This window comes from Sphingomonas echinoides, from assembly GCF_029623395.1.
GTDB classification, from domain to species: domain Bacteria; phylum Pseudomonadota; class Alphaproteobacteria; order Sphingomonadales; family Sphingomonadaceae; genus Sphingomonas; species Sphingomonas echinoides_A.
Genome location: NZ_JAPYKK010000039.1, coordinates 1 through 25,397, shown reverse-complemented (window position 1 = coordinate 25,397; position 25,397 = coordinate 1). Strand labels below are relative to the sequence as shown.

Here is a 25,397-nt window from a genome sequence, read left to right as displayed (position 1 = left end):
GGCACGCACCAACGTGCGCTGGACCGGCACGCTGCCTTACGCCGCGATCGAGGCCTATGACCGGATCGTCGTGTGCATGCGCCAGGTGCGCTCGGCCGAGGCCGCGCACCGCGATGCGGCGGTGCCCGAACAGCATTGCGCGTTCGATGTGATCCGGCTCGGCCACTATATCGGTGATGGCGCGCAACCGCTCCACGATTCGGTCAACAGCGACGGTTGGCGCGGCGCCAACCCGCACGGCTACACCACCGACCGATCGATCCATGGCCGGTTCGAAAGCCGCTTCGTCGACGGCATGAGGCTGACGGTGCAAGACATCGCGCCACGCATCGGCGCCCCCGGCCACCGCAGCGGCGACATGTTCACGGGCGTCCTTGCGTTCCTCGACACGACCGGAGACAAGATGGAGACGGTCTACAAGCTCGAGCAGCGCGCAGGCTTCGCCGACTATACGGACAAGGACGTGCGCGAACTGGTCTATGCGCAGACCGCCGCCGGGGCCGCGATGCTACGCGACATGCTGTGCCGCGCCTGGGCGGAAAGCGCGGCGCCTTCCGCCAAGGTCGAGCCCTCCCCGATCGATTTCGCCAACCCCCGGTTCAACCCCGAAACCGGATCCGCGCCGGACTGACCGCGGCGTGCCCGCTTGCCGACGGACCGGATCGGAGCGATGGTCGCGGTCGTAAGGCGGTTCGGCAGACGGTGCTGCTCGAACCCCGACGGGGAATGCCATGTGTAACCGTGCCCGCAACAGCTACGATCCCGAGACGCTGCACGGTGTGTTCGGCATCGACTTCGGGGTGGATCGGCCGATGGACAACCGGTTCAACCCGGTCGAATTGATGCCGCGCGGTCGCGCCTATGTCATCCGCGAGCAGGACGGGCGACGCGCGCTCGACATCATGGCGTGGGACGTGCTCGGCGGTGCCGCCGCCTGGCCGATGACGAACGTCCGTAACCTCGGGCTGCCGCAATGGCGGACGCTGGCGGCCAATCCGGCGAACCGTTGCCTCGTCCCGCTCACCGAATTCTGCGAATGGACACCCGAAGCGCATGATCTCGGCGATGGCAAGAAACCGCTTAAAGGGGAGATGTGGTTTCAGGTGACCGACCAGCCGGTGTTCGCGGTCGCCGGGTTCTGGCAACCGACTGCGAAGGGGAACGGCTTCACCATGGTGACATGCACCCCGAACGCGCTCGTCGCGCCGATTCACCCCAAGGCGATGATCACCATCCTCGCGCCCGAAGACCATGCGCGGTGGCTGCGGGGCAGCTATGACGACGTCGTCGCGCTGCAGCAGCCGTATCAGGCCAACCGCATGACGGTGCGTGGCCCCGTGTTTCCCACCCGACGCAGCGAAAAATGAACGGCTGAGGGTACGCTCATCTTGCGTGCCACTGCGACCCCGACCGACCCTGAGCGCCAAGGTTGGGCTTACCGAAAAACGGCAGGAAAGCTGGTGCCCCCGAGTGGATTCGAACCACCGGCCTGCGGTTTAGGAAACCGTCGCTCTATCCACCTGAGCTACGGGGGCGCGGGGCGGACCGTAATGGGTCGATCGGAACGGGTCAATCGAAGCACCCGCCGCATGCTGCAAGATCGTCAGTTGACCGTTTCCGGGGGAACGAACGGCATCGGCAAGGGCGCGATGGGAATCCCTTCCTCGATCAGCGCCTTGGCTTCGGCAACCGTTGTCTGGCCGTGGATCGGCGCCTCCTCGACGGTGCCATCGTGCATCGCGCGCGCTTCTTCGGCGAAGCCACGGCCGACCCATTTGGACTGGCTGAGCATCTTGGCCTGCGCCTGCGCGAGTTCTTGCAGCGCGGCCTTCACCGCCGCCGGTGTGGGCATCGGCGCGGGCGCGGAAGGGGTGGTTGCGGGGACCGGCGCTTCGCTAGCGCGGTTTCCCTTGGTGCCGATGTTGGGCGCCATCACCGCCTTGCTGATGTCCGTATCCCCGCACAACGGGCAGGACAGCAGCCCGCGTTCGCGCTGCTCGTCATAGGCTGCGCTTGCTCCGAACCACGCTTCGAACACGTGCGCGGACGAACATCGCAGGTCGAACACGATCATCGCGCGTCGGCGTCGCGCTGGACGACCGGGATCTCACGGCGATGCGTCAGCACCGGGATCCGCGCGCGAACATCGGTCACCCGCGCCGGATCGATCTCGGCGAAGCCCACGCCTGCGGCCTCCCCCATGTCGAGCACGATCTCGCCCCACGGATCGACCACCAGCGAGTGGCCATAGGTCGCGCGGCCATCCTCATGATCGCCGGTCTGTGCCGCCGCGACGACATACGCCGCCGCCTCGATCGCCCGCGCGCGCAGCAGCACGTGCCAGTGCGCCGCACCGGTCGGCCGCGTGAACGCCGCCGGGACCGCGAGGACGGTGGCCCCCGCATCGCTCAACGCGCGGTACAGGTCGGGAAAGCGCAGATCGTAGCAGATCGACGGTCCGAGCTTCCCAGCCGGCGTTTCGACCACGACTGCGCCCTGCCCCGGCGCGTAGGAAGCGGACTCGCGCCACCGCTCGCCGGTCGGCAAGTCCACGTCGAACAGGTGGAGCTTGTCGTACCGCGCGCGGATCGCGCCCGTATCGTCGATCACGAACGCACGGTTGGCGAGGCGCCCGTCTTCGGCCCGCACCGCCAGCGACCCGAGATGCACCCAGATCCCGTTCCGCTTGGCCGCATCGCGGACCGCGGCGAGCACGACGTCATCGGCCTCGCTCCGCAATACGCCCGCACTGCGCGCGCGATCCTGATCGACCAGCCCCGACATCTCGGGGGTGAACAGCATCGCCGCCCCACCCCGCGCCGCCTGCTCCACCGCGTCGACCAGCACCGCCGCATTGCGGGCGGGATCAATCCCGCTGGTAAGCTGGGCGAGCGCGATTTTCACAGACCGAGCAGCGCGTCCAGCTTGCCGCCTTGCTCGAGCGCGGCGAGATCGTCCGACCCGCCGACATGCTGCCCGTCGATGAACACCTGCGGCACCGTGGTGCGCCCGTTCGACCGCTCGAGCATCTCTGCGCGCTTCGGACCGCCCATCGTGATGTCATATTCATCCGGCGTGACGCCCTTCGACGCGAGCAATTTCATCGCGCGCGCGCAATAGGGACAGAACGCTTTGGTGTAGATTTCAACTTTTGCCATGATGCAGAAATGTGGGGTGACCCGCCGAATGTCAATCTTCCGGGCTCATTCGGTTGGCGCGAGCACGCGCGCCCAGCACAGGATCGTCACGCTCCGTGCCCCCGCGTCGAGCAGGACTCGGGTGCAGCCGTCGGTCGTCGCGCCACTGGTGTGGATGTCGTCGATCAGCACCACCCGCTTGCCGCAGACCGAACCGGCGGGGTCGGTCACGCGGAACACCCCCGCCACCGTCCGCGCGCGTGCTTTCGCGCCCATGCCGCGCAACGGCGCGGTCGCCCGCGTCCGCCGCAGCAGCAGCGGATCGGTCGGCACCCCGCTCGACCGCGACACCGCCGCGGCGATCAGCGCCGCCTGGTTGAAACCGCGCGACCACAAGCGCCAGCGGTGCAACGGCACGGGGACGATCACCTCCGCCTCGGTCGGCATCAGCCGGATCAGTTGCCGCGCGATCGTCTCCGCAAACGCGATCCGCCCGCCATATTTGAGCCGCAACGCGACCGTCCGCGCGACATCGCCATAAGCAACCGCAGCGCGCACGCCGGCATGCACGGGGGGCTCTACGCTACAGCGATCGCACACCGCAGCGATGCCGCGATCGAACACAAACGGCTGATGGCAGGCGGCGCACCATGGCGGTGTGAGGAAACGGAGATCCCTCCAGCACGCCGCGCAGAACTGATGATCCGCGGCCGTCACCGCCCCGCATCCCGGACACCGCGGTGGCAGCGCGAAATCGGCGACGACGCGCAGCGGGGAAAGCCAGGATGCCACGTCGCCCCTTGTCGCGCGGCCTGCCACGCGGCACAAGCGACGCGGTGAGTGCTCCCGAAATCTTCGACCGCGTCGCGCGACGCCTCCACCGCGACCGCGCCGCCCCGGACTATGCCGCGTACGACTTCCTCCGCGCAGTGATGGTCGACGGGCTGGCCGACCGGCTCGACACCGTGAAACGCGACTTTACCGACATGCTCGATCTGGGCTGTTTCGATGCGGCCTTCCCCGCCCCGCCGGGTGTGCAGGTCACGCGCTGCGATGCTGGTGCGACGTTCGCTCAAGCGGCGGGGGGTGTGCAGGCGGACGAGGACAGGCTCCCGTTCGCGTCCGAATCGTTCGATCTGATCGTGTCGGCGGGGGTCCTGGATACGGTCAACGACCTGCCCGGTGCGCTGGCAATGGCGCGGCGCATGTTGCGGCCGGACGGCCTGTTCCTCGCGGCATTCTGCGGCGCCGGGACCCTTTCCACGCTGCGCGCTACGTTGCGCGAGGTCGAGCGGGATCGCCCCGCCGCGCGTATCCATCCGCAAGTGGACGTGCGGTCGGCCGGCGACCTGTTGATGCGCGCGGGGTTCGCCCTGCCGGTCGCGGACGTCGAACCGCTGACGGTGCGCTATTCCGACATCGGCGGGTTGTTGCGCGATCTGCGCGGGATGGCGGCGACCAACATCCTGCGCGATCGGGTTCCGTTGCGGCGCGATACACTGGCGCACGCCGCCGAGGCGTTTGCCGCGCGTGCCGATCCGGACGGCAAGACCGCCGAGCAGTTCGACATCATCTACCTGACCGGCTGGGCCCCCGCGCCGAGCCAGCCACAGCCCGCGCGGCGTGGCAGCGGCACGCAATCGCTCAAGACCGCGCTCGCCCGCTTCCCGGCACCGAAGACCGAGTAGCGCCGCGCCGGTTTCACGATCCGATCGGGATCAGACGATCATGCCGTCGCCGGCATTCTTGGCCAGCGTCCGCCCGATCGCGTCGAACAGCGACTCCATCGCCACTGGTTTGAACAGGATGTCGTCCGCACCGCCCTCGATGCAGCGGTCGCGCAAATCGACCGCGGTGTCCGCGGTGAGAATGATGACGGGCAGCTTCGCCTTGGCATCGCCGCGTGCGCGAATTCGTCGAAGCGCCTCGAACCCATCCATTCCGGGCATGCGCAAATCGAGCAGAATCATCGCATAATCGTTGGATTCGATCAGGTCGAGACCGATCTCCGCACTCTCGGCGCCGGTCATGACAGCACCGGCAACGTCTAGCATGTCTTTCACGACACGCCGGTTCATCGGATCATCCTCGATGAAGAGAATATTCACCGGCTCACCTCAACATGATACATAAAAGGCGATCCATCCGACTGCATCGCTCCTCTATCGGATCACGCGGCCTTCGAAACAAGTCCGGAAATCGTGGATTTTTGTTCACTGTCGTTGCCAAACAAGCGGTCGGACAGGATATTTCCTGCAATCGGTTTTGCGATGACTTGATCGATGCCTTGCGCCTGAAAAAGAGCAACATCGGCATCCTTCGGGCTCGACCATAACAAGAAGGACGGCACGCCGCTGCTTCCAATCCGGGCCAGCGCGATGTCGAAGTCCGGTTCTGCCCGAATGGTCGCCTCATCGACGAGGATTCGGCTGAAGCCGCCACGTGCCAGCCGCGGCATTGCTTCATCCACCGACGCAGCCACCACCACTGCACCGGCACGCTTCTCCAGCATCGCCCGCAACATACTGCGCGAAATGGGATTGCGGTCGAGGATCATCAGCGCGTCCACCGGTTGGTCGGCGCTCGCCGCGGCGGAGTCGGGGTTCACCCCCCGCACCAGGGGAAGGCGGACCGTGAAGGTCGATCCCGTTCCCGGGACGCTCGCCACCGAAATTTCCCCGCCCATCGCGCGCGCCAGATTGCGACATATTGCGAGCCCTAGCCCGGTGCCGCCGAATTTGCGCGTCGTCCCGGCATCCGCCTGACGGAAGGATTCGAAGATGAGGTCGATCTTGTCCGCCGGAATGCCGATCCCGCTATCCTCGATCGATAGCGCCATCGTCGTGCCTTCATCGATCGCCCGCAGCGTGATCGTCCCGCGTTCGGTGAACTTGAGGGCGTTCGACAGGAGGTTGAACGCGATCTGCCGGAGCCGTGCCGAATCGCCGACAATGAAATCCGGGCAAGTGTCGAGATCGAGCACGAACGCCACGCCGCGCGTGCGCGATTGATCCTCCCACAGGCGTGAAACGTCGCGCAGGGTCGCGCGCAGATCGAACGACACCGCCTCGATCGTCAGATTGCCGGTTTCCATCTTGGCGACATCGAGAATGTCATCGACGAGCGCGCGCATCGTGACGCCGGCGCCGTGCACCACCGTAATCCTGTCGCGCACCGCGGGATCGATCTTCGGATCGGCGAGCATCACTTGAGTCATGCCGAGAATGCCGTTGAGCGGCGTCCGGATCTCGTGGCTCGTCGTCGCGAGGAACTCGGTCTTCGCCGCGAGCGCCTTGCCGAGCGCGGCGTTGGTTTCCGCCAGATCGACGTTGGCGTCGCGCACCTCGTTGCGGCTGCGGCGGATCGTGATCAAGCCGAAGACGAGCATTCCCACGATGATCCCGCCCGCAATGGCGAGCCCACCGAAGATCGTGCGCTGCGTGCGGGCGCGAAGAGCTGCGTCATCGATGTCGCGCTGCAGCTGGGCGCGGCGCAGCTTCTCGATCTTGAGTTCCTGATTGGCGAAATCGAACCGCGCGGCCGCCAGCGCGGTATTCGCGGATGCCGCCAGCGTCGATGTCTTGTCGTCGAGCTCCTTGAGGGCTTCCAGATGCTGTAGCGCCAGCGCGTCTTCGCCCGCAGCCTTGTAAATATCGTAAGCGACTTGATGGCCCTCGCGCAGGTCCATCGACGACGCATGCGGATCGACTGTGTCGAAAAAGCGTCTGATCAGCTTTTCTGCGCGATCGTCATGCTTCTCGATATGCGCCGACCACGCCATCAAGGGCAACAATCGGCTGATTTCGCCGTCTTCACCGCGCGCCGAAACCATACCGTCCGCGATCGCTTTATTCGCCAAATCCACACGGTGCGAAAGGAGATAACCACGCGCAATGTTACGGTATGTCCGTGCCACCAAAGCCGGACTTCCGAGGCTTTTGGCAATCGCCAGAGCCTTCCTGAACTCCGCTTGGGCTTCCGGAAGTCGGTTCAGTTCCTGGAGCGAAACCGCACTGTTGCTATGAACGGAAAGAAGAAGTTGCGGATCACCTGAATATATCTCACGAGACTGCATAAAGTATCGCAATGCAGACCGATAGTCTGCCGCCTCTGTGTAGAGAACGCCAATACTTATTATCGCGATTGCCTCGCTTCGAATTTCCCCTATTTCGTGGAATACTTTAAACGCTTTTTGGTACGATTGAAGCGCGCCGGAAACGTCTGCAACTTGGGTTCGCAGCCCGCCTTGTGACAGGAGAAGGTCTCCAGCCAATTTGCTCGTATGTCGATCAGGATTAATCGTTGCCAACGCGTGATCGATCAAGGGCCTCGCGCTCTGAACGTCGTTCATCCGGAGATACGCTTCTCCTTGAAGCCATTCTGCCGTTGCAATGGCGGCCGGCTTTCGATCAGGCGAGAAGGATTTTGCAATCCGAGCCGCGTACTCGGCTTCTTTTTGTGCCTGCATCGGGCTTCCGAGCATGGCAGCCTTGGCGGCGGCAACATGAGCATCGAAAGTTCCCCCGCCCGTTTGCTGCGGTGCCGCTACTGCCCCGGATCCACTCAGGACCAAGACGATCGCCAAACGCAACGTCAGGCCCAAAGCACTCACATTCATCGAGCCGTCCTACGTCGTTTGCATCACTACGAACTATCTTTGGCGTTTACGCGCTTTTCCAGAACGACGCGGCACGGGTAAACGTCGGTTGACTTGTCACAGCCAAGGATAGTTTGCGGTCCGCTGACATAAACTCGCGAAAGTCTGAGATTGAAAGCGGACGGCTGATCAAATATCCCTGTACGATATCACACCCCATCACAGAGAGAAGAGCCAGTGCAGCGGGTGTTTCTACGCCTTCCGCTGTGACTTCCATATCAAGCGCATGCGCGAGATCTATGGTAGAACGAACAATCAATGGATCCCTACTATTGCTTGTCAGCTGAAGAACAAACATTTTATCGATTTTCAGTTCTTTTGCCGGGAGCTGCTTTAGGTAGGCAAGCGATGACAATCCAGCACCGTAATCGTCGATCGCGATCGAAATTCCGACGTCCGCCAATCTCATCAGGTTTTTTATCGCAATCTCCGGATACCGAATAACGGCAGTTTCCGTGATTTCGAAGCCAATCATGACCTTTGTTTCGGCCACTCGCTTGCACGCCTGCTCGATGAAAGCGTCGTTGCCTAACAATTGCCCAGATATATTAATGAAAATTGTGATCGCGTTTCCGTCTTCGGCGATCAGCCGCTGATCAACAATGACTTGCTCCAACGTCCAGAGCGTCAACGGCATTATATAGCCGGCTTCTTCGGCGATCGTAATGAAATCATTTGGCGGGATGAGCGCACGGGATGGGTGCTGCCACCGAATGAGCGCTTCCGCACTGTTGATTTCCTGGCGGCGGACGTGGACCTTGGGTTGATACTGCAGGAACATCTGCCCCTGCTCGATGCCTGCAGGCAGATCGCGAATGAGCGCTAATCGATCCAGCGTCGGAGCACCCGACGAGATGTCACGGAACACCGGTCCTGAACTGAGCCGTGCTTCATCCAGCGCGCCTTCGGCTTCTTCGATCAATCGTACATCGTCAACCTGCGTCACAGGACATGCCGCCGCACCCACTACTACAGTCAGCGTATGTTCGACGCCGTCAATCGAGAACGTCGCGGCGCACGCTTCGGCGATCCTTCGTACCACCGGTTCGAGACCACATCGTGACGCGCTAACTAGATCGAACTGAACGGTTGCGCGACCAACATGGGAAGTCACGACCGTTGGTATGGACTGCGCAACCCGGGCCGTCAGCTCGGCGACAAGATGTTCCGCTTCGACACTGCCAAGATGGCGACGAATATGGGAAAAGTTAGCGACTTCGACGAGACAGCTCATCCTCCAATCCCCCGGTATCACACCCTCGGCGGGATCAGGGATTGCATGCTCGGTCGCTGAGTCGCGAGCTTGTTCAGCGGGTAGCGCGTCAGGCACCCGAACCACCTCGAACGAACCGACGACCGGCAATGATAATTTCTGAGCGTGCGCCATTTTCCAATCTGTAGGAGCCCAATCTCAAGGAACGGTTAAACTGGCCCGAAAGCGGACAGCGGAGACACCATTGCGTTTGCGTTGTCCTTAATAAGTCATTAATTCTCCCTCGTGCTCGCCTGAGCACACAATGGAGAAAAGTCATGATCAAGTTCATCATTGGTCTGGTTTGGGGCGAAACCATCCGCCCCTGGTAAGACCACCTGTTACGGCTCGGCCAACAATGGATTGCGCAGGCGACACCGCCGCAACGTCCCGGCCGAGCCGAATACCTGCAAGACTTTGCCTCGTCCAAGCCCTGCACGTCATAGTCTGACCGCTAAATAGACCGACTTGTTGTTTCTCGGACAGAAAAAATACGTAAAACCTTACGACAGTTACAATATTCAGCCAATTCACATCATCGCCTCAGCAAGTCGTGCCATAAACGCCGCCCCGCGTTCCATTTGCGCCAGCGTAATGAATTCATCCGCCTGATGCGCCTGTTCGATCGATCCGGGCCCGCAGATGATCGTCGAGAACCCCGCTCCCTGAAACTGCCCCGCTTCCGCTGCATAAGCCGCAGCGCGCGTGGGGCCGTTGTCGCCTGCCAGCCGTCGCGCGAGCGTCTCGGCGGCGCCGTCCGGCTCGGGTGCGAACGATGGCGTGGCCGATCGGCGAATCACCGCCACGCCTGAACCCGGAAATCGTTCCCGCGCCATGCGATCAGCCGTTTCGCAGGCGTCCAGAAATGGGACAATGATCTGGTCCGGGTCCTGCCCTGGCGGCATGCGCAAATCGAACGAGAAGGTGCATTCGCGCGCGAGGATGTTGACCGCGGTGCCGCCTTGCATCAGCCCGACCGTCAGCGTCGCATGCGGTGGATGATACGGCGACGCCGGGTCGCCATGCCGCGCCAACTCCACGGCAATCTGCCGCAGCCGCTCCATCAGCTCGATCGCGATCATGTTCGCCGACAGCCCGAGATGCGTCAGGCTCGAATGCGCTTCGTGCCCGGTCACGGTCACGCGCCAGGTCGAGATACCCTTGTGCCCGCTGACGACTTCCATGCTGGTCGGTTCCCCGACGATCACCGCAAGTGGCGCCGGAAGTTCGGTGACGAGTTCGCGGATCATCGACGGGGCGCCCAGGCAGCCGACCTCTTCGTCGTAGGAGAAAGCGAGATGGATCGGGCGTTTAGCCTCCCCCCGCGCGAACCCCGGCACCGCCGCGAGCGCAAGCGCCAGGAACCCCTTCATGTCGCATGTACCCCGCCCGAACAACGTGTCGCCGCGCCGGGTCAGCACGAACGGGTCGCTGCTCCACGCCTGTCCGTCGACTGGAACGACGTCGGTATGCCCCGACAGCACCACCCCGCCCGCCACCGCCGGTCCGACCGTCGCGTAGAGATTGGCCTTGGTCCCCTCGGCATTGGCGACCCGGCGGCTGGCGACGCCCTGCTCGCGCAGGAACGCTTCGACATATTCGATCAGCCGCAAGTTCGAATCGCGCGACGTAGTGTCGAAGCCGATCAGCGTATCCAGATGCGTCAGTGCGGCGGCATGAAGCTGTTCAGGCGTGTCCATGCCCTTGGGTTTAGGCACGTATTACCGCGTTTTCCAGTCATCCCGTCGGATTGCGCACAGGTTCTTCCCATCCGCCGCCGATCGCCTTGAACAACGCTGCGGTATCTTGTCGGAGCTGGCCGTTGCTCGCCGCGAGCTGTTCGCGCGCGGTCAGCACGCTGACTTGCGCGTCGAGCAGCGACGTCTGCGTCACGAAACCGGTGCGATATTGCGCCTCGACCGAGCGCGCCGTCGCCTGCGCATCTGCCACCGCGCGTTGCAGCGCGGCGTTGCGCGCACGCTCGGCATCAAGCCGGGCAAGCGGGTCCTCGACGTCGCGCAGCGCGCCGAGCACGGTGGTGCGATATTGCAGATAGGCCTGTTCGCGGTCTTCCTTGCGAATCCCGATCGTCGCCTTGCGGCGTCCCCAGTCGAGCAGCGGGAATTGCACCGCGCTGGTCCCGGTCAGCTGCACGCTGTTCCCCGCGACGAGCGTGGCGAGCGAGGTCGACAGCAATTGCGCGATCCCGGTCAGGTTGAACTTGGGATACAGGTCCGCGACCGCGACGCCGATGTCGGCGGTCGATGCCGCAAGCTGCCGCTCCGCCGCACGCACATCGGGGCGCCGCCGCAGCAGATCCGACGGAAGTCCCGCCGGCACCACCGGAAGCGCGACCAGCGGAACGCCGGGCCGAGTCAGTTCGCCGTCCAGCGTCTCAGGCTCGACCCCCAACAAGATGCCCAGCGCATGGATCCGCACCCGCACGTCCGCCCGGATCGGCTCGAGCCGCGCCTGCGTGCTGGTGATCGATCCGCGTTGCCGCGTGACGTCGATCGACGGCACCAGCCCGACCCGCGCGATATTGCCCGCGATGTCGAGCGAGCGCTGCTGCGACACCAGCTCGCTCTGGATCACCGCGATCTGTTCCTGGTCGAGCCGCAACGCGAAATACGCCTGCGCGACTTCGGCCGCGAGTGTCACCGCGGCATCGCGCCGGGTCCATTCCGCCGCCTCGACGCGCGCGCCCGCCGCCTCGACACCCCGCCTGCCGCCGCCGAACAGGTCGAGCTCCCAGCTCGCGTCGAACCCGGCCGAGAAGGTCGTGATCCCGCTCCCGGGGAGCGCGAAGCCGGTGCTGCTGCCTGCGCCAGTCCCGGAACCGGTCCCGCTGCCGCCACCGCCGCCGGAGAAGGCTTGCGCGATCGAGGCGAGCCCGGCGTTCTTGCTGAATTCGATATGGCTGACGTTGCCCGCCGCATCGAGCGTCGGCTTGCCGACCGCGCGCGCGGACACTTCCTGCAACCGCGCCTGCCGCACGCGCGACGCCGCGATCGCGATGTCGGGGCTGTCCTTCAGCGCGCGATCGACCAGCGAGTCGAGCTGCGGATCGCCGAACGCGGACCACCAGCGTGCCGGATCGACCTGCGCGCCGGGAGCCGGGGCAAGCTGGCGTTCCGCGAAGGCGGGCGGGACGGCGAGCTTGGGCGCGGTATAGTTCGGCCCGACGGTACACCCCGCGAGCAGGGTACTGCCCAGCAGCGCGAGAGAAAAAAGCGAGCGGGTCAATGGGCCATGCCTCCACCACCGCCACCGGACTTGCCGGAGCGCATCAGGAATACGAGCGGTGCCACGACGAGCACCACGATCATCAGCGAACGAAACACGTCGAGAAACGCGAGCATCGACGCCTGGCGCTGCACCGTCTGGTACAGTACCGCCATTGACGTCGTCGCAGGATCCCCCTGCCCGCCAAACGCGCCCTGCGCCCTTTGCAGCCAGTCGGTGTAATTGGGATCGAGCGGGTTGAGCTTCTGGACGAGTTCGGACTGGTGCCGTTGCTGCCCCGAGGCGAGCAAGGTCTGCGCGGTCGAAATGCCGATCGACCCACCCAGGTTACGCGCAATGTTGAGCAGGCTAGATGCCTGCGCGGTCTTGTTCTGCGGCAGCCCGACATAGGCGACCGCGTTGATCGGCACGAACAGGAACGGCAGCGCCATCGCCTGGAACAGACGCGCGATCGCGGCATCGTGGAAGGTGATGTCCGCATTTAGATGCGTCATGTTCCACAAGGCGAACGCCTGGACCAGCAACGCCGGGAACAGCATCAGCCGAACGTCGACCACACCCGACAACCTTCCCGCGAACGGCACCGCGACTAGCGTCGCGATCCCGCCAAAGGTCAGCGCCAGCCCCGCCTGGAACGACGTGTACCCCAACACCTGCTGCAACATCTGCGGGATCAACTGAGTCGTCCCGAACAGGATCATGCCGGTGATCCCCATGATCAGCAGCGTCAGCGAGAAATTGCGGCTCTTGAGCAGCTTGAGATCGATCACCGGCTCGTCGTGGTTGAACTCCCAGAACACCAGCGACACCAGCGACACGAACGCGATGCTCGCGGTCGTAATGATGACGCTGCTCGCGAACCAGTCCTCGCGTAAGCCACGATCAAGCGTCAACTCGAAGAAGCCGAGCCCGAGCACGATCAGGATGATCCCGACGTAATCGACGCGGATCCCGCGCTTGAGCAGCTTCGCGCGGTCTTCCTTGATCGCATCGGGCTCGTCGACGAACAGGTTGACGAGGAACACCGAGGCGATCCCGATCGGCACGTTGATCAGGAAAACCCAATGCCAGCTCGAATTCTCGGTGATGTATCCGCCGAGCGTCGGCCCGAGCACGGGGCCGACCACGACGACGATCGCGAAGGCGGCAAACGCCATCCCGCGTTGTTTGGGGGGAAAGGTATCCGCCAGGATCGATTGCTCGACCGGCGCGAGGCCGCCGCCGCCGATGCCCTGCAGCACGCGCGCAATAACGAGCGTGGTGAGGTTGGGCGCAAGCCCGCACAGCAGCGACGCGAGCGTGAACAGAGCGATCGACAACAGGAAATAGCGTTTCCGCCCGATCACGTCGGACAGCCAGCCGCTGATCGGGATGACGATCGCGTTGGCGACGAGGTAGCTGGTCAGCACCCACGTCGCCTGATCGTTGGAGACCGACAGGCCCCCCGCGATATGATCCAGCGCGACGTTGGCGATCGAAGTGTCGAGCACCTCCATGAACGTCGGGATACTGATGATCCCCACGATCAGCCACGGGCTGTAACTGCCCGCGCCCGATCGCGACGGATCCCAGCCGTCCTGTGCGACGGCGGTTGCCATCTCAGCGGACCTTGACCGTCGGGATCACCGACATGCCGGGGCCGAGCGGATATTTGCGCGGATCGGGGCCGTTCTTGGCGTCGAACTCGATCCGCACCGGAACGCGCTGGACGACCTTGACGTAGTTGCCCGTCGCGTTCTGCGGCGGGAGCAGCGCGAACGCTTGGCCCGCGCCACGCTGAACCGAGTCCACGCGGCCGACGAACTTGACGTCGGGATAGGCGTCGACCTTGATCTCGACACGCTGGCCGATCTTCATGTCGCGCAGCTGCGTTTCCTTGAAGTTCGCGGTCACCCAGACGTGATCGGGAACGATCGCCATCAACTGCGTGCCCGGGCCGACATAGGAACCGACGTTGACCGAACGGTTGACCACCTGCCCCGACACCGGCGCGACCAGCCGGTTGTCGCCGAGCGTGATGTTCGCCTGCTGAACCGAAGCCTTGCGTGCATCGATCACCGCGCGCGATGCGTTCACCTGCTTGCGCGCGACGAGGATGTTGGCGTCCGCGCTGTCGATCTGCTGGCGCGCGGCGGCGGCATCCGCCGCAGTCGACCGCGCGGTCGCGCGGGCGGCGTCGAGCTGCTGCCCAGCCACCGCCGACGGATCGATCCGCAGCAACGCTTCGTAGCGTGCAAGATCCTGCTGCGCCTTCGCCGCCGTCGCGAGCGGTGCGCGTGCCGAGGCGACCGCCTGGTCACGATTGGCCTGCGCCGCAGCGACTTGCGCGCGGCTTTGCTCGAACTGCGCTTCGGCCTGTTTCACATTGGCCTGCGCTTCGGCAACCTGCGCGCCGCTGCTCGACGCTTCGATCACCGCGAGCAACCGTCCCGCCTCGACGTGACGGTTGTCGATGTCGGCGACCGCCTTGAGCGTCCCTGCGACCTTGGGCGCGAGCCGCACGATATGCGCGTCGACGAACGCGTCGTCGGTCGATTCATACTGGCGCGCGTCGAGATAATAGAGCGTCCCGCCGATCGCGACCGTCGCGACCACCGCGATCAGGATGATCCAGAACAGCGGCTTCTTGAAGATCGACGGCTTCTTGGGCGCGTCGTTCTTCTCGGCACCGTCCTGGCTATCGTTCTGCTTGTCCGCCTCCTGGGCGTCGTCCTGCTTGGCGGCGTTGTGGTCGTCGCTCATGGAAGCTCCTGTCGTTCGGCGATCATGCGGTCGAGAATGGCGTCGGTATTGGCGGCGATCCGCGCGGCAAGCGCGGTCAGCACTTCGGTATCGAGAGACGGGCGGCGCAGCACCTTGAGTGCGGTCGCTCGTGAAGCGCGCAGCATGCCGATCTGGCCCATCAGCGTCAGGACCGCGACCTCGCACGCGAGCGGATCGTCGCGTCCCGTCGCGATGCGCACGAGCTCGACGATCGTTTCGAGGAGCTTGCCCATCAGGCCGCCATAGATCCGGTCGAACGCTTCGGTCGGCTCCATTTGCTCACGGACGATGAACAGCGAGAAGGCGCTGTTCTTGGTGCCCATCATCTCGATGAAACGGGCCAGAATGTGCTGGATGGCAGTGCGCGCGGCGCGCGCAGTCATGCCAGGCGACAGCGTGCCGAGCGCAAGGGCGGGTGCCATATGTTCGCCAAGCTGCGCGGCGATATGGTCGGCCGCGGCAAGGTACAGCCCTTCCTTGCCGCCGTAGTGATAAGTGATCGACGACATCGCCGTCCCCGCGGCCTTGGCGATCCCACGCGTACTCGCGCCTTCGAGGCCCTTGGCCCCGAATTCGACGACCGCAATGTCCAGGAGTCGTTGCTGCAGCACACCGCGCCTCTAGTTCGTTCGAACGAACGGCACAAGTTGCATTGCAGCAATGCCCGAGAAACATTTGAATACGGGTGGGGTTCCCGGTTTCTGCGAAGCGCTTCGAGGCTAGGCCGAGACCGGCACCTTTCGCGCAGGAACGGGCACGGGGTTCGAGAATTCCATCCCGTCATCCACCGACCCGTATTTCAGCGCCAGCAGGTCGCGCGCGTAATTCTGATGCACCCGCCACGGCGCCTTGCTCCCCTGCTTCGGGAACTTCGCCATCGCGCGCGTGACATAGCCCGAGGTGAAATCGAGGAACGGCGCAGGTGCCAGATCCGCCCCGCCGACCCGCGGCGTGGCTTGGCGCACCCCGCGCTTCTTCATCGTGTTGAGCAAGCGGCAGACATAGCCGCAGGTCAGGTCCGCCTTGAGCGTCCACGACGCGTTGGTGTAACCGAACGACGACGCCATGTTGGGCACGTCGCTGTACATCATGCCCTTATAGTTGAACGTGTCCGCCAGATCGACCGGCACCCCGTCGACGCTGAACGCGACGTCGCTCAGCAACTGCAATTCCAGCCCCGTAGCGGTCACCACCACGTCCGCCGGAAGCTCCGTGCCCGACTCCAGTAGCAGCCCGTTGCGGGTGAAGCGCACGATCCGATCCGTCACGACCGAAGCGCGATGCTCCTTGATCGCCTCGAACAGATCGGCGTCCGGCACCAGGCACAGCCGCTGGTCCCACGGATTATAGCTGGGCGTGAAATGCGTCGCGACGTCATAGTCGGGTCCGAGCTGATCGCGCACCAGCCCGATCAGCCGTTCCTTGGTCTGCGCCGGACGCTTCCGCGCGAGATTGAAGAACAGCATCCCCATCAACACGTTGCGCCACCGCACCAGCCGATACGCAAGCTTGGCGGGCAATTTGCGCCGCAACCAGTTGGCCGCCGCATCTTCCGCCGGACGCGACACGACATAGGTGGGGGAGCGCTGCAGCATCGTCACGTGCGACGCAGTGTCCGCCATCGCCGGCACCAGCGTCACCGCAGTCGCACCACTGCCGATGACGACCACTTCCTTCCCCGCATAATCGAAATCGCTGGGCCAGAATTGCGGATGGACGATCCGCCCGGCGAACGCCTCGGTCCCCGGCCATTCGGGCGTATGCCCCTGTGCGTAATTATAATAACCGCTGCACATGAAGAGAAAGGCGCAGGTGAACACCACCGGCCCATCCGGCCCGTCCGCCTCGACTCGCCAGCACGCATCCGGGGTGGACCAGGCTGCGCGCTTCACGTGGTGGCCGAAGCGGATGTGCCGGTCGATCCCGAAGTCGCGCGCGGTCTCGGTCACGTAGTTGAGGATCGAGGGCCCGTCCGCGATCGCCTTCGCCTCGGTCCACGGCCGGAACGAATAGCCCAGCGTGTACATGTCCGAATCCGACCGGATCCCGGGATAGCGGAACAGGTCCCACGTCCCGCCCAACTGCCCCCGCCCTTCGAGGATGACGTAGGAACGATCCGGGCTCTGCGTTTGCAGATGATAGCCCGCGCCGATACCGGATATTCCGGCACCGACCACGACCACGTCGAAATGCTCCGCTGCTCGCTCGCTCATGATCGCTCTCCGAGGATACTCAATATTCGATCTGAGACCCGCGGGGAAGCATTAGGTTGCGATCAGAAATCCTTTTTGTAGCGCACCGTGATGTTCGACCCACCGAACGACCCGGCTTGCGACAGCACGCTCAACGCCTTGGTCAACGAAACCTCGAGCTGCGTCGCGGTGAACCCGCGCGCGTCGGTGATGACTTCGACGTAGATGTTGTCGGTCAGATACTTGCCCGCGGCCAGCGAGGTGCCGCGACCAGTCGCATCGTCCGCCCCGAGCACCCGCAGCCGGTCGATTCCGGTCGCCGAGCGCAGCTTGCCGAGCGGGTTGAGCCCACCCCCCGACCCGCGCAGCGAATTGAGCGCCGACGCCAGCTGGACCGCCTGGATCGCCGACAGGTTGGTCACCGAGCTCCCGAACAACAGGCGGCTGAGCACTTCGTCCTGCGGCAAGGCCGGGGTCGAGGTGAACGCGATCTGCGGCTTCTGCCCCGTCCCCGTCACGTTGATCGTCACTTCGACGTCGCTCGTCGTGGTGGTCGCGCTGATGTTGATCTCCGGGTCGGTAAGCGGTCCGCCGTTGAAGCGGATGTCGCCCTTGGTGACTTCGAACCGCTTGCCCGCGAACGAATAGGTCCCGCGCACAAGTTGCAGCCGGCCGATCACCTGCGGTGCCGCCGACGTGCCCGCGACGCGCATGTCCATTTCCCATTCGGACTCGAGCCCCATGCCGGAAACGAAGAGCTCGTTGTCCGCACGGATCCGGATATCGAGCTTGAACAGCCCGACCGGAGCCTCGGCCTGCGGTGCGCCCGCAGCCTTGACCAGATCGCTCTTGCGCCGGACCCCGGTCAGCTCAGGTACTTCGGCCTGACCCTGGCGAATGATCTCATAGCGCGCGTTGGGAATGCGGATATCGCCCTTGATCAGCCCGCCATTCGCCTTGGAGTTGGTGATCGCAATCGTGCCCGTCGCGGTCGCGCCCAGCGCATCGCTCCGCGCAAGCCGCGCATTGTTGAGCGTCGCCTGGATATCGATCGGGAAGCCCGAAGCCGCCGCGAACCCGACCGAGCCACGCGCCTGAACCGTGCCGTCACCAGCGCGGGCCGACAGTTGCGTGATCTCGAGCCGGTCGTTGGTGAACCGCCCGAGGATCTTCATCTGGCTGAGCCGCGTGCCGTAGACTTCATTGTCATAGGTCAGCGAATCCGCGCGGATGATGCCGTTGAGCTGCGGCGCATCGACCCGCCCGCCGAAGTCGGCAGCGATCGCGATCGGCCCCGACAGTTGCTGGCGACTGAGCCCGGCAAGCGAGAACAGCACACCCGACGGACCGTTATAGCGAATGCCCCCCGAAAGCGGCGCCGCCATCAGCCGCGAGACCCAGCTGTCGCCGCCCCCCAAGGGCCGCAACGTTGCGACCATCCGGCCCACCGTCGTCCCGCCGCGCTGGACGAGCGCACGCGCTTCACCACCCGCATCGGTCAGGCCGATCTGGCCGACCACGTCGACTGGCTCGGACACGCTCGCCAAGCTGGAACGCGTGAAGTTGGCGATGCGGAACTGGCCCGCGATCTTGGGGACCGAGGCACCGCGCGGCTGCGCATAGTCCATCGACCCCGTCACCGCGCCGCCGAGCCCGAGATCGGGAACGAATGCATTCGCCACCGACAGGTCGAGCTTGTCGAGCCGTACCTGCGCGGAAAGCCCCGAGCCATAGACCGCCGCAACGCGCGCCGAGCCATTGTCGAAGTCGATCCGCGTCGGCTGGAGGCGATAGGTCGACCCATCGATGTCGATCCGCGCCGGGTTGGCGGTGCGGAAGCCGATGCCATTGGCCTGCCCCTGAAGCGCCGCGAGCCACTGCTTGGGGCTGAGCCGCGCGTTGGCGGCAAGGCGGAACGGCACGCCGTTCGATCCGGCAGCGACAAGCTGCGCGGTGCCCGAACCACCGGCGTAGTTCACCTTGGCGCGGGCAGTCGAGATGACCGTAGGCCCATAGCGCAGATCGGCGACCTGTGCGTCCGCGACGACTTGCGGCGTCGGGGTCAGGACCGCGCGCGCGTTGACGATCGCGCGACCGATCGTGAAGTCGACCATCCCCGGAATTTTGGCGTTGCTTGCGCGTGCCGCGACATCGACCTTCTGATACTGCCCCTGCGCGCCGAGCAAGGCGGTCCCGCTGATGCCCGAACCCGCGAAGGTGACGCGACCACCGAACGGCCCGGCTGCAAGCTGCTGGACACGCCCCTTGAAGTCGATCCCGGCAAAACGCGCATTGCGGATGTCGACCGTCAGCGGTGCCGCGGGTACGACGTTGAGGTCGGCGGTGAACGGCCCGTAATTGGTCCCGCCCTTGGCAACCACCAGATAGCTCGTGCCCGTCCCCCGGACGCGTGCCTCGAGGTTAACGAGGCCGATCCCGACGCCCGGACGCGGTGCGCGGAGCAGCACGACCGGCTTGGTCGCGGTACCCGTGACGCGCGCGAACAGCGGGCCATATTGCGTGGAATAAGCATCCGCATCGACCGCGAGCGGCCCACGGGGATCATACCGCCCCTGCCCGCGCGTCACGCGGAACTGGGGGGCGTTGAGCCGCAGGTTGCGGAAGGTAAAGATCCCGTTCGGATCATAGCCGACGTCTGCCGTTACCGCAGCGTTGCCGCCGAGGAAGTTGCGCGCGCCTTCGTTGAAGATCTGCGACGTGCGTGCCGCGACATGCGCGGTGATGCCGAACCCGCCGGGCATGGTGACCAGCTTGGCGTCGGTCTTGACGCTGACGATCCCGAAGCTCTCGACCCGGTAATCGTTGACCCGCCCGTTAAGCGCGGCGCGATACGTACCCTTAGCGAGATCCGCGACGACCAGCGCGGTCGCATCGATCTTGCGCGAGCGGATCCGCAGATTGTCCGACAGGACCTTACCGTTGGCGATCGCGAAGCTGCCATTGATCGCGACAGCATCGAGCAAACCACCCGCCGCTGCGTTGAGACCGGTGACGCGCGCGGCGCGCGCGGCGACCGGGATGACGATATGGTCGGCGTTCACGCGCGCCAGACCCGAGGCATAAAGCTGCTGCACGGCGGTCTCGCCGAAGCCCAGCACGCCTGCGCTGATGACGTAATTGACCGTTGGGGTCGCGAACTTGCCGTCGAGCACGACCCGCGCCGCAACGTCACGTCCGTTGAGGTTGGGCAGGATCGCACCGGGCTTGAGCAACTTGGCTTCGACCGCGAACTGCCCAAACGCACTTTGCGCAAGATCGATCAGACCCTTGGCGTTGACCGCCATCGCATCCGACTTGAGCGCGACGACGGTATCGACCTTGCGCTCGTTGAGCCGCGCGTCGATCGACACATCGAGCGCAGGCGCGGTGATCCGCGCGATCGGGTTGGTCGGGGTCGCCTCGTCCTTGGGCGCGCCACCGGGATAGAGTCCGGGCTTGGTCGTGCCGCGCACCTGGAAGAAGCCGTTATGCGCGGCAAGGTTCAGGTCGGCGAACTGCGCGCCGCCGAGCGTCCCCGTCGCCTTGCCGGTCCAGGCCTTCCAGCCGCCCTTGCCCGCAATGGTGAAGTCGAGCGGCGCCTTGATGCCGCTCATCTCCGCAACCACGCCGCGGGCCGGCGCGACGATCCGCGCGTCGATCCCGAGCCGGTCCGAATCCGGTACCGCGTCGAGCTTCAGCCGCAACGTATCGCCGCCAGCAATGCCGGGGCCGGTCAGCGCATCGACGTTCGCGGTGATCTGCGCGCGCTTGTCCGCAATATGCGTCGCGCCGTCGATCTTGATGATGTGCGCCGTGCCCATCACGGCCTTGCCCAACACCATCCGGTTGACGGTCAGGCGACCGATATCGATGTCGAGATCTGGCAGGATCGGCGCATTGGGGTCGGTCGGCGTCGGCTTGAACACCGGCGAGCGCGTCATCGTGATGAGGTTCGCCTGTGCCGACAGCACGTTGATATGGTTGTTGACGTAATCGAACGGCCGCCAGTCGACCGCAATCCGCGGCGACGTCAGGAACACGCCCTGCGGATCGCTCACGCGCAGGTCGCTCAGCACCATCTTGCCGTAGATCGATCCCTCGATCCGGCCGACGCGGATGTTGAGCCCGCCCGCGGTCTTATAATCCCCGATGAAATTGGCGATCACGCGCCGACCCGGCGCGGTATCGAGCCCGAAGACGATCCCCATCGCCAGCAGCCCCAGCACGCCGAGCGTTACCGTGATCCACTTGAGGATGCGCTGCCACAACGGGCGCCGTACAACGACGGCGGTTTCTTCGTCCGCCATCAGAAGGCCTGTCCGATCGAGATATAGAGCGCGACCTTGCCGTCGCCCTTGCGGGGGTTGAGCGGCGTTGCGACGTCAACGCGCAACGGCCCGAAATTGGTATAGAAGCGCCCGCCGATCCCCGCGCCGAAGCGCAAGTCGGATCCCTTGGGCAGCACGCTGGAATAGGCGTTACCGGCGTCGATGAACGGCACGATCCCGTAATTGCCGAAGCGATAGCGTGCCTCGATCGCGAATTCGTTGATGCTGCGCCCGCCGACCGGATTGCCCTGCGGGTCGAGCGGCCCGAGGCGCTGATAGCCGTACCCGCGCACCGATCCGCCGCCGCCGCCGTAATAGCGCCGCGACGGAGCCAGATCGTCGCGCTCGATCCCCGGGATCGCGCCGGCCCGAACGCGCGCCGCGATCACGATGCTCTGCCCGATCGGATAATACGCACTCGCCTCGATCAGCGTGCGCGCATACGGGCGCACCGCGCCGCGCACCGACGTCTCGGGGCTGACGCTGAGCTTGAGGCGATAGCCCTTGGTCGGATTGAGCAAGCTGTCCGACCGATCGAACTGCACTTGCCCCGGCAATGCCGCGATGAAATAGGTGCCGCGGACCCGTTCGCCGCGGTTGAAGTCATAAACGCTCTCGTTCGTGCCGACGACTTCGAAACCGTAGGCATAAGTGAACTTCTTCTGCCAAAGCGGCGTCGAATCGTACGAGATCCGGCCCGAAAGCGTCGCCGTAAAGGCGTCGAACGCGTCATAATTGGAGTGATTGACCCCAGCGCCCAGCGTCACGGTACGATCGCGCCGCCCGGCGTTGGACCGCCGGAACGTCCCGCTGACGCCCTGTTCCTGCGTCCCAACGACCGCGGTCCCGATCAGTGCGCCTTCCGGCGGGAAGACGTTGCGATGCGTGAACGCCCCCTCGACCCGCACGCCCTGCCCCGTGCTATATCCGGCACTTGCCGAGAGCGAGCGCGGCTTGCCGCGTTCCTGTTCGACCAGCAGATTGACCTGCTCGGTCCCGTCCGGATTGATGTTGCCGGTCGGCTTGGGTTCGACCGAGACGGTCGAGAACAACCCGGTCGCGACCAGCGCGGCGCGCAGATCGTCGACCTTGCGATTGTCGTACAGCTCGCCCGGCTTGAATCGTTGCAACACCCGGACATGTTCCGCCCCGAACGCGAGACGTCCCTCGGTCGTGGTCGTCCCAAACGACGACCGCGCCCCAACCTCGACCGGCAACGTATAGTCGCCCGTCCCCGCCAGATCGTCGAGCAGGATGTCGCGCTCTCCGACCTTGGCAAAGGGATAGCCCTGTTGCGGCAAGGTCAGCGCGACGTTCGCTTCCGCCCCCTGCACGCGCAACGCGTCGATCGGCTCGCCGACCTTGAGCGGCAGCGCGTCGCGGATCAGCGTCGGCGGGATCGTCGGATCCGCCTTCACCACGATCGTGCCGAGCTTATACTGCTTCCCCGGCGTCGCGGAGACGATCGCCTTGACGCGCGTCTTGTCGTTGGGAACGGTCTCGATCGTCGAAACCGCGGTACCGTCATAATATCCCAGGCTCTTCATCAGCCGGATCGCCAGCTGCTCGTCTTCACGACCGCGCGCGGCGATAACGGTGCCGTTGGGCGCCTTGCCCTTGCCGCCCTTGAGCGCGGACAACCCGTTGAACTGCGCGGTCAGCTTGAGTGGATCGAGCCCGCGGATCACCGTTTCGTAACGGATCTCGGGAGCCTTTTCGTCCTTGACCGCAACGTCGACCAGCGGGGTCGTATCGAAACTGGCGAGGGGCGCGAGGGGCTGTGCAAGATCGGCCGGAATGTTTGGTACAGGCGTCGGGTTCGCTGCGGTCCCGCTTGCCGGAGCACCCGGCACGGGTGCGACGGTCGTCGGCTGTGGCGCGACCGGTACCCCGGCTGGCGTGACGGGCACGGGGATCATCGGTTCGAGCGGTGCGTTGATATCGTTGCTGAGCGGCGGCAACGCCTTGTCGAACTCCGGATCCGACACGATCGGCGGCTCGGATGCCTGTCCGGCGGCCTGCCCAGGATTCTGTTGCGCAGCCGTCACAGGAGAAGGCGCCTGTTGCAGACTAGCTACCGCGATGGCGAGAAGCCCGCTCGAATACGCCAATGATATCAAGACTTACGCTTCCCCACTTCACACGACGGCCAGATTTGCAGGTCCTTCGCTTAGCGCCCCTAACGCGTGAATTCAAAATGGTTTCCACGCAATTTGCCATGGTTGCCGCACATGCGACGAACCGTTTCAGGCACGATCGGCGTCAAACGGGGCCGCGGACGTCTCTATTCTGTCGAGCATCGCGCGAAACGCCTTGATCTCCGCCGCGGTGAACCCGGCGAAAACCTGCGATTCCAGCTCGAGCGCCTTGGGCGCGACATTCTCGTACAACGTTCGCCCCGCTTCGGTCAGCGTCAGCATGTGCGATCGCTGATCGTTCGCATTGGGTCTGCGCTCGATCAGCCCGCGCTCGACCAACGCGGCGGCGGCGCGGCTGACCGTCACCTTGTCCATCCGCGTCGCCACGCCAAGCGCCTGCTGCGTCGCGCCTTCCCCCTCGGCGATGATCGCGACCAGCCGCCACTCCGGGATCTTGAGCCCGAACAGCGCCTGATACGTACTCGCCACCGCGGAGGAAACGCGGTTCGAAACGATCGACAAGCGATACGGTAGGAACTGGTCGAGCTTGAGCGTCGTCATGGAACAAAGGGATAAGGGATGGACCGGTGTTGGCAAGACCGCTATATCGTTTCATCTGAAACCATCTCGGAGCCGATGCGATGACTGCCACCGAAAACCCGATGGGCCTGAACGGGTTCGAGTTCGTCGAATTTACCTCGCCCAACCCCGAGGCGATGGCCGACCTGTTCGTCAAGATGGGCTTTACGCACGTCGGCAACCACAAGTCGAAGAACGTCCGCCGCTATGCGCAGGGCGACATCAACTTCCTGCTCAACATGGATGACGCCGGACAAGTCGCAGGCTTCCGCAACGCGCACGGCCCCTCGGCCAACGCGATGGCGTTCCGCGTTGCCGATGGCGAGGACGCGTTGAAAATGGCGGTCGAGCGCGGCGCGGTCGCGGTGAAGGGCGCCGTCGGTCCCGACGAGCTCGACCTTCCAGCGATCGAGGGCATCGGCGGCGCGAACCTGTATCTGGTCGACGAGAAATCGCGGATCTACGAGACCGACTTCACCCCCGTCGCGGGCGCTGGCGTCGACGACCATAGCGTCGGGCTTCACACGCTCGACCATCTCACGCACAATCTCCAGCGCGGGCGGATGGCTTACTGGGCGGATTATTACGAGCGGATCTTCAACTTCCGCCAGATCCGCTATTTCGACATCGAGGGTCAGGCGACCGGGCTGTTCTCGAAGGCGATGACCGCGCCCGACGACAAGATCCGCATCCCCTTGAACGAAAGCCAGGACGAGCATTCGCAGATCGAGGAGTTCATCAAGGACTATAAGGGCGAAGGCATCCAGCATCTCGCGCTTGCGACCGACGACATCTTCAAGACGGTCGACACGCTGCGCGCCAACGGCATCCGCTTCCAGACGACGCCGCAAACCTATTTCGACCTGATCGACAAGCGCCTCCCCGGGCACAACCACGACGTCGAGGAAATGCGCAAGCGCGACATCCTGATCGACGGTGCACCCGAGACGGGTGGCGGGCTGCTGCTGCAGATCTTCACCGAGAATATGGTCGGGCCGATCTTCTTCGAAATCATCCAGCGCAAGGGCAATGACGGCTTTGGCGAGGGGAACTTCAAGGCGTTGTTCGAGAGCATCGAGCTGGACCAGATCCGGCGGGGCGTGGT

Annotated in this window: 20 protein-coding genes and 1 tRNA gene; 4 read left to right on the top strand and 17 right to left on the bottom strand. The window is 64.6% G+C overall.

The features are described from left to right. The first annotated feature begins 13 nt into the window (after positions 1 to 13). Positions 14 to 631 carry a hypothetical protein gene (locus QBJ92_RS17630; RefSeq protein ID WP_277970998.1) on the top strand — a complete coding sequence of 206 codons (618 nt, stop codon included), beginning with the start codon at positions 14 to 16 and terminating at the stop codon, positions 629 to 631. A 100-nt stretch (positions 632 to 731) separates the two neighbouring features. After that, entirely contained in the window at positions 732 to 1,367 is a 636-nt protein-coding gene (locus tag QBJ92_RS17625; protein ID WP_277970997.1) for an SOS response-associated peptidase family protein, read from the top strand. Between the two features lie 91 nt (positions 1,368 to 1,458). Here QBJ92_RS17625 and QBJ92_RS17620 read toward each other — a convergent pair. From QBJ92_RS17620 to QBJ92_RS17600, 5 genes are all read right to left on the bottom strand, one after another. Next, positions 1,459 to 1,535 (bottom strand) — tRNA-Arg (locus tag QBJ92_RS17620). A 68-nt stretch (positions 1,536 to 1,603) separates the two neighbouring features. Next, positions 1,604 to 2,074, bottom strand: coding sequence for a DUF1178 family protein (locus QBJ92_RS17615; RefSeq protein ID WP_277970996.1), 471 nt, complete (start codon positions 2,072 to 2,074; stop codon positions 1,604 to 1,606). Beyond that, positions 2,071 to 2,904, bottom strand: coding sequence for a carbon-nitrogen hydrolase family protein (locus QBJ92_RS17610; protein WP_277970995.1), 834 nt, complete (start codon positions 2,902 to 2,904; stop codon positions 2,071 to 2,073). Before QBJ92_RS17610 ends, QBJ92_RS17615 begins: the two co-directional genes overlap by 4 nt. After that, positions 2,901 to 3,158, bottom strand: coding sequence for a glutaredoxin 3 (gene grxC / locus QBJ92_RS17605; RefSeq protein WP_277970994.1), 258 nt, complete (start codon positions 3,156 to 3,158; stop codon positions 2,901 to 2,903). Before grxC ends, QBJ92_RS17610 begins: the two co-directional genes overlap by 4 nt. Before the next feature lie 45 nt (positions 3,159 to 3,203). Further along, a complete protein-coding gene (locus tag QBJ92_RS17600; protein ID WP_277970993.1) occupies positions 3,204 to 3,929 on the bottom strand; it encodes a ComF family protein in 726 nt (241 codons plus the stop codon). Here QBJ92_RS17600 and QBJ92_RS17595 point away from each other — a divergent pair. Continuing rightward, the gene (locus QBJ92_RS17595; protein ID WP_277970992.1) at positions 3,923 to 4,825 is read left to right on the top strand and encodes a methyltransferase domain-containing protein; all 903 of its coding nucleotides are present in this window, start codon (positions 3,923 to 3,925) and stop codon (positions 4,823 to 4,825) included. The two genes, QBJ92_RS17600 and QBJ92_RS17595, sit on opposite strands and share 7 nt — an antisense overlap. Before the next feature lie 30 nt (positions 4,826 to 4,855). Here the strand turns inward: QBJ92_RS17595 and QBJ92_RS17590 are convergent, their stop codons facing one another. From QBJ92_RS17590 to QBJ92_RS17535, 12 genes are all read right to left on the bottom strand, one after another. Then, the gene (locus QBJ92_RS17590; RefSeq protein ID WP_277970991.1) at positions 4,856 to 5,245 is read right to left on the bottom strand and encodes a response regulator; all 390 of its coding nucleotides are present in this window, start codon (positions 5,243 to 5,245) and stop codon (positions 4,856 to 4,858) included. A gap of 62 nt (positions 5,246 to 5,307) precedes the next feature. Further along, positions 5,308 to 7,755, bottom strand: coding sequence for a tetratricopeptide repeat-containing hybrid sensor histidine kinase/response regulator (locus QBJ92_RS17585; RefSeq protein ID WP_277970990.1), 2,448 nt, complete (start codon positions 7,753 to 7,755; stop codon positions 5,308 to 5,310). A gap of 46 nt (positions 7,756 to 7,801) precedes the next feature. Continuing rightward, positions 7,802 to 9,181 carry an EAL domain-containing protein gene (locus QBJ92_RS17580; RefSeq protein ID WP_277970989.1) on the bottom strand — a complete coding sequence of 460 codons (1,380 nt, stop codon included), beginning with the start codon at positions 9,179 to 9,181 and terminating at the stop codon, positions 7,802 to 7,804. Positions 9,182 to 9,576: 395 nt separating this feature from the next. Next, positions 9,577 to 10,746, bottom strand: a complete 1,170-nt coding sequence (argE, locus tag QBJ92_RS17575) for an acetylornithine deacetylase (RefSeq protein ID WP_277971014.1) — start codon at positions 10,744 to 10,746, stop codon at positions 9,577 to 9,579. 37 nt (positions 10,747 to 10,783) lie between these two features. Further along, positions 10,784 to 12,292, bottom strand: coding sequence for an efflux transporter outer membrane subunit (locus QBJ92_RS17570; RefSeq protein ID WP_277970988.1), 1,509 nt, complete (start codon positions 12,290 to 12,292; stop codon positions 10,784 to 10,786). After that, positions 12,289 to 13,890, bottom strand: coding sequence for a DHA2 family efflux MFS transporter permease subunit (locus tag QBJ92_RS17565; protein ID WP_277970987.1), 1,602 nt, complete (start codon positions 13,888 to 13,890; stop codon positions 12,289 to 12,291). Before QBJ92_RS17565 ends, QBJ92_RS17570 begins: the two co-directional genes overlap by 4 nt. A 1-nt stretch (position 13,891) precedes the next feature. Continuing rightward, positions 13,892 to 15,034 (bottom strand): HlyD family secretion protein, encoded by a 1,143-nt coding sequence (locus tag QBJ92_RS17560; RefSeq protein WP_277970986.1) that lies wholly within the window; start codon positions 15,032 to 15,034, stop codon positions 13,892 to 13,894. Beyond that, positions 15,031 to 15,666 carry a CerR family C-terminal domain-containing protein gene (locus tag QBJ92_RS17555; RefSeq protein ID WP_277970985.1) on the bottom strand — a complete coding sequence of 212 codons (636 nt, stop codon included), beginning with the start codon at positions 15,664 to 15,666 and terminating at the stop codon, positions 15,031 to 15,033. Before QBJ92_RS17555 ends, QBJ92_RS17560 begins: the two co-directional genes overlap by 4 nt. 108 nt (positions 15,667 to 15,774) lie before the next feature. Next, positions 15,775 to 17,268, bottom strand: a complete 1,494-nt coding sequence (locus tag QBJ92_RS17550; RefSeq protein ID WP_277970984.1) for a flavin-containing monooxygenase — start codon at positions 17,266 to 17,268, stop codon at positions 15,775 to 15,777. Between the two features lie 62 nt (positions 17,269 to 17,330). Beyond that, positions 17,331 to 21,554, bottom strand: a complete 4,224-nt coding sequence (locus tag QBJ92_RS17545) for a translocation/assembly module TamB domain-containing protein (RefSeq protein WP_277970983.1) — start codon at positions 21,552 to 21,554, stop codon at positions 17,331 to 17,333. Then, on the bottom strand, positions 21,554 to 23,686 hold the full coding sequence (locus QBJ92_RS17540; protein WP_277971013.1) for an autotransporter assembly complex protein TamA: 2,133 nt from the start codon (positions 23,684 to 23,686) through the stop codon (positions 21,554 to 21,556). Before QBJ92_RS17540 ends, QBJ92_RS17545 begins: the two co-directional genes overlap by 1 nt. 135 nt (positions 23,687 to 23,821) lie before the next feature. Beyond that, entirely contained in the window at positions 23,822 to 24,274 is a 453-nt protein-coding gene (locus QBJ92_RS17535) for a MarR family winged helix-turn-helix transcriptional regulator (protein WP_277970982.1), read from the bottom strand. An 80-nt stretch (positions 24,275 to 24,354) separates the two neighbouring features. Here QBJ92_RS17535 and hppD point away from each other — a divergent pair. Next, positions 24,355 to 25,397, top strand: a 1,043-nt coding sequence (gene hppD / locus QBJ92_RS17530) for a 4-hydroxyphenylpyruvate dioxygenase (protein WP_277970981.1), incomplete at its 3' end; no start/stop codon positions are given.

Excerpts from the sequence above, each read along its gene's own strand:
- QBJ92_RS17625 (WP_277970997.1), top strand. The coding sequence starts at position 732 with ATGTGTAACCGTGCCCGCAACAGCTACGATCCCGAGACGCTGCACGGT.
- QBJ92_RS17615 (WP_277970996.1), bottom strand. The coding sequence starts at position 2,074 with ATGATCGTGTTCGACCTGCGATGTTCGTCCGCGCACGTGTTCGAAGCG.
- grxC (WP_277970994.1), bottom strand. The coding sequence starts at position 3,158 with ATGGCAAAAGTTGAAATCTACACCAAAGCGTTCTGTCCCTATTGCGCG.
- QBJ92_RS17595 (WP_277970992.1), top strand. The coding sequence starts at position 3,923 with ATGCCACGTCGCCCCTTGTCGCGCGGCCTGCCACGCGGCACAAGCGAC.
- QBJ92_RS17585 (WP_277970990.1), bottom strand. The coding sequence starts at position 7,755 with ATGAATGTGAGTGCTTTGGGCCTGACGTTGCGTTTGGCGATCGTCTTG.
- QBJ92_RS17580 (WP_277970989.1), bottom strand. The coding sequence starts at position 9,181 with ATGGCGCACGCTCAGAAATTATCATTGCCGGTCGTCGGTTCGTTCGAG.
- argE (WP_277971014.1), bottom strand. The coding sequence starts at position 10,746 with ATGGACACGCCTGAACAGCTTCATGCCGCCGCACTGACGCATCTGGAT.
- QBJ92_RS17565 (WP_277970987.1), bottom strand. The coding sequence starts at position 13,890 with ATGGCAACCGCCGTCGCACAGGACGGCTGGGATCCGTCGCGATCGGGC.
- QBJ92_RS17560 (WP_277970986.1), bottom strand. The coding sequence starts at position 15,034 with ATGAGCGACGACCACAACGCCGCCAAGCAGGACGACGCCCAGGAGGCG.
- QBJ92_RS17550 (WP_277970984.1), bottom strand. The coding sequence starts at position 17,268 with ATGAGCGAGCGAGCAGCGGAGCATTTCGACGTGGTCGTGGTCGGTGCC.
- QBJ92_RS17545 (WP_277970983.1), bottom strand. The coding sequence starts at position 21,554 with ATGGCGGACGAAGAAACCGCCGTCGTTGTACGGCGCCCGTTGTGGCAG.
- QBJ92_RS17535 (WP_277970982.1), bottom strand. The coding sequence starts at position 24,274 with ATGACGACGCTCAAGCTCGACCAGTTCCTACCGTATCGCTTGTCGATC.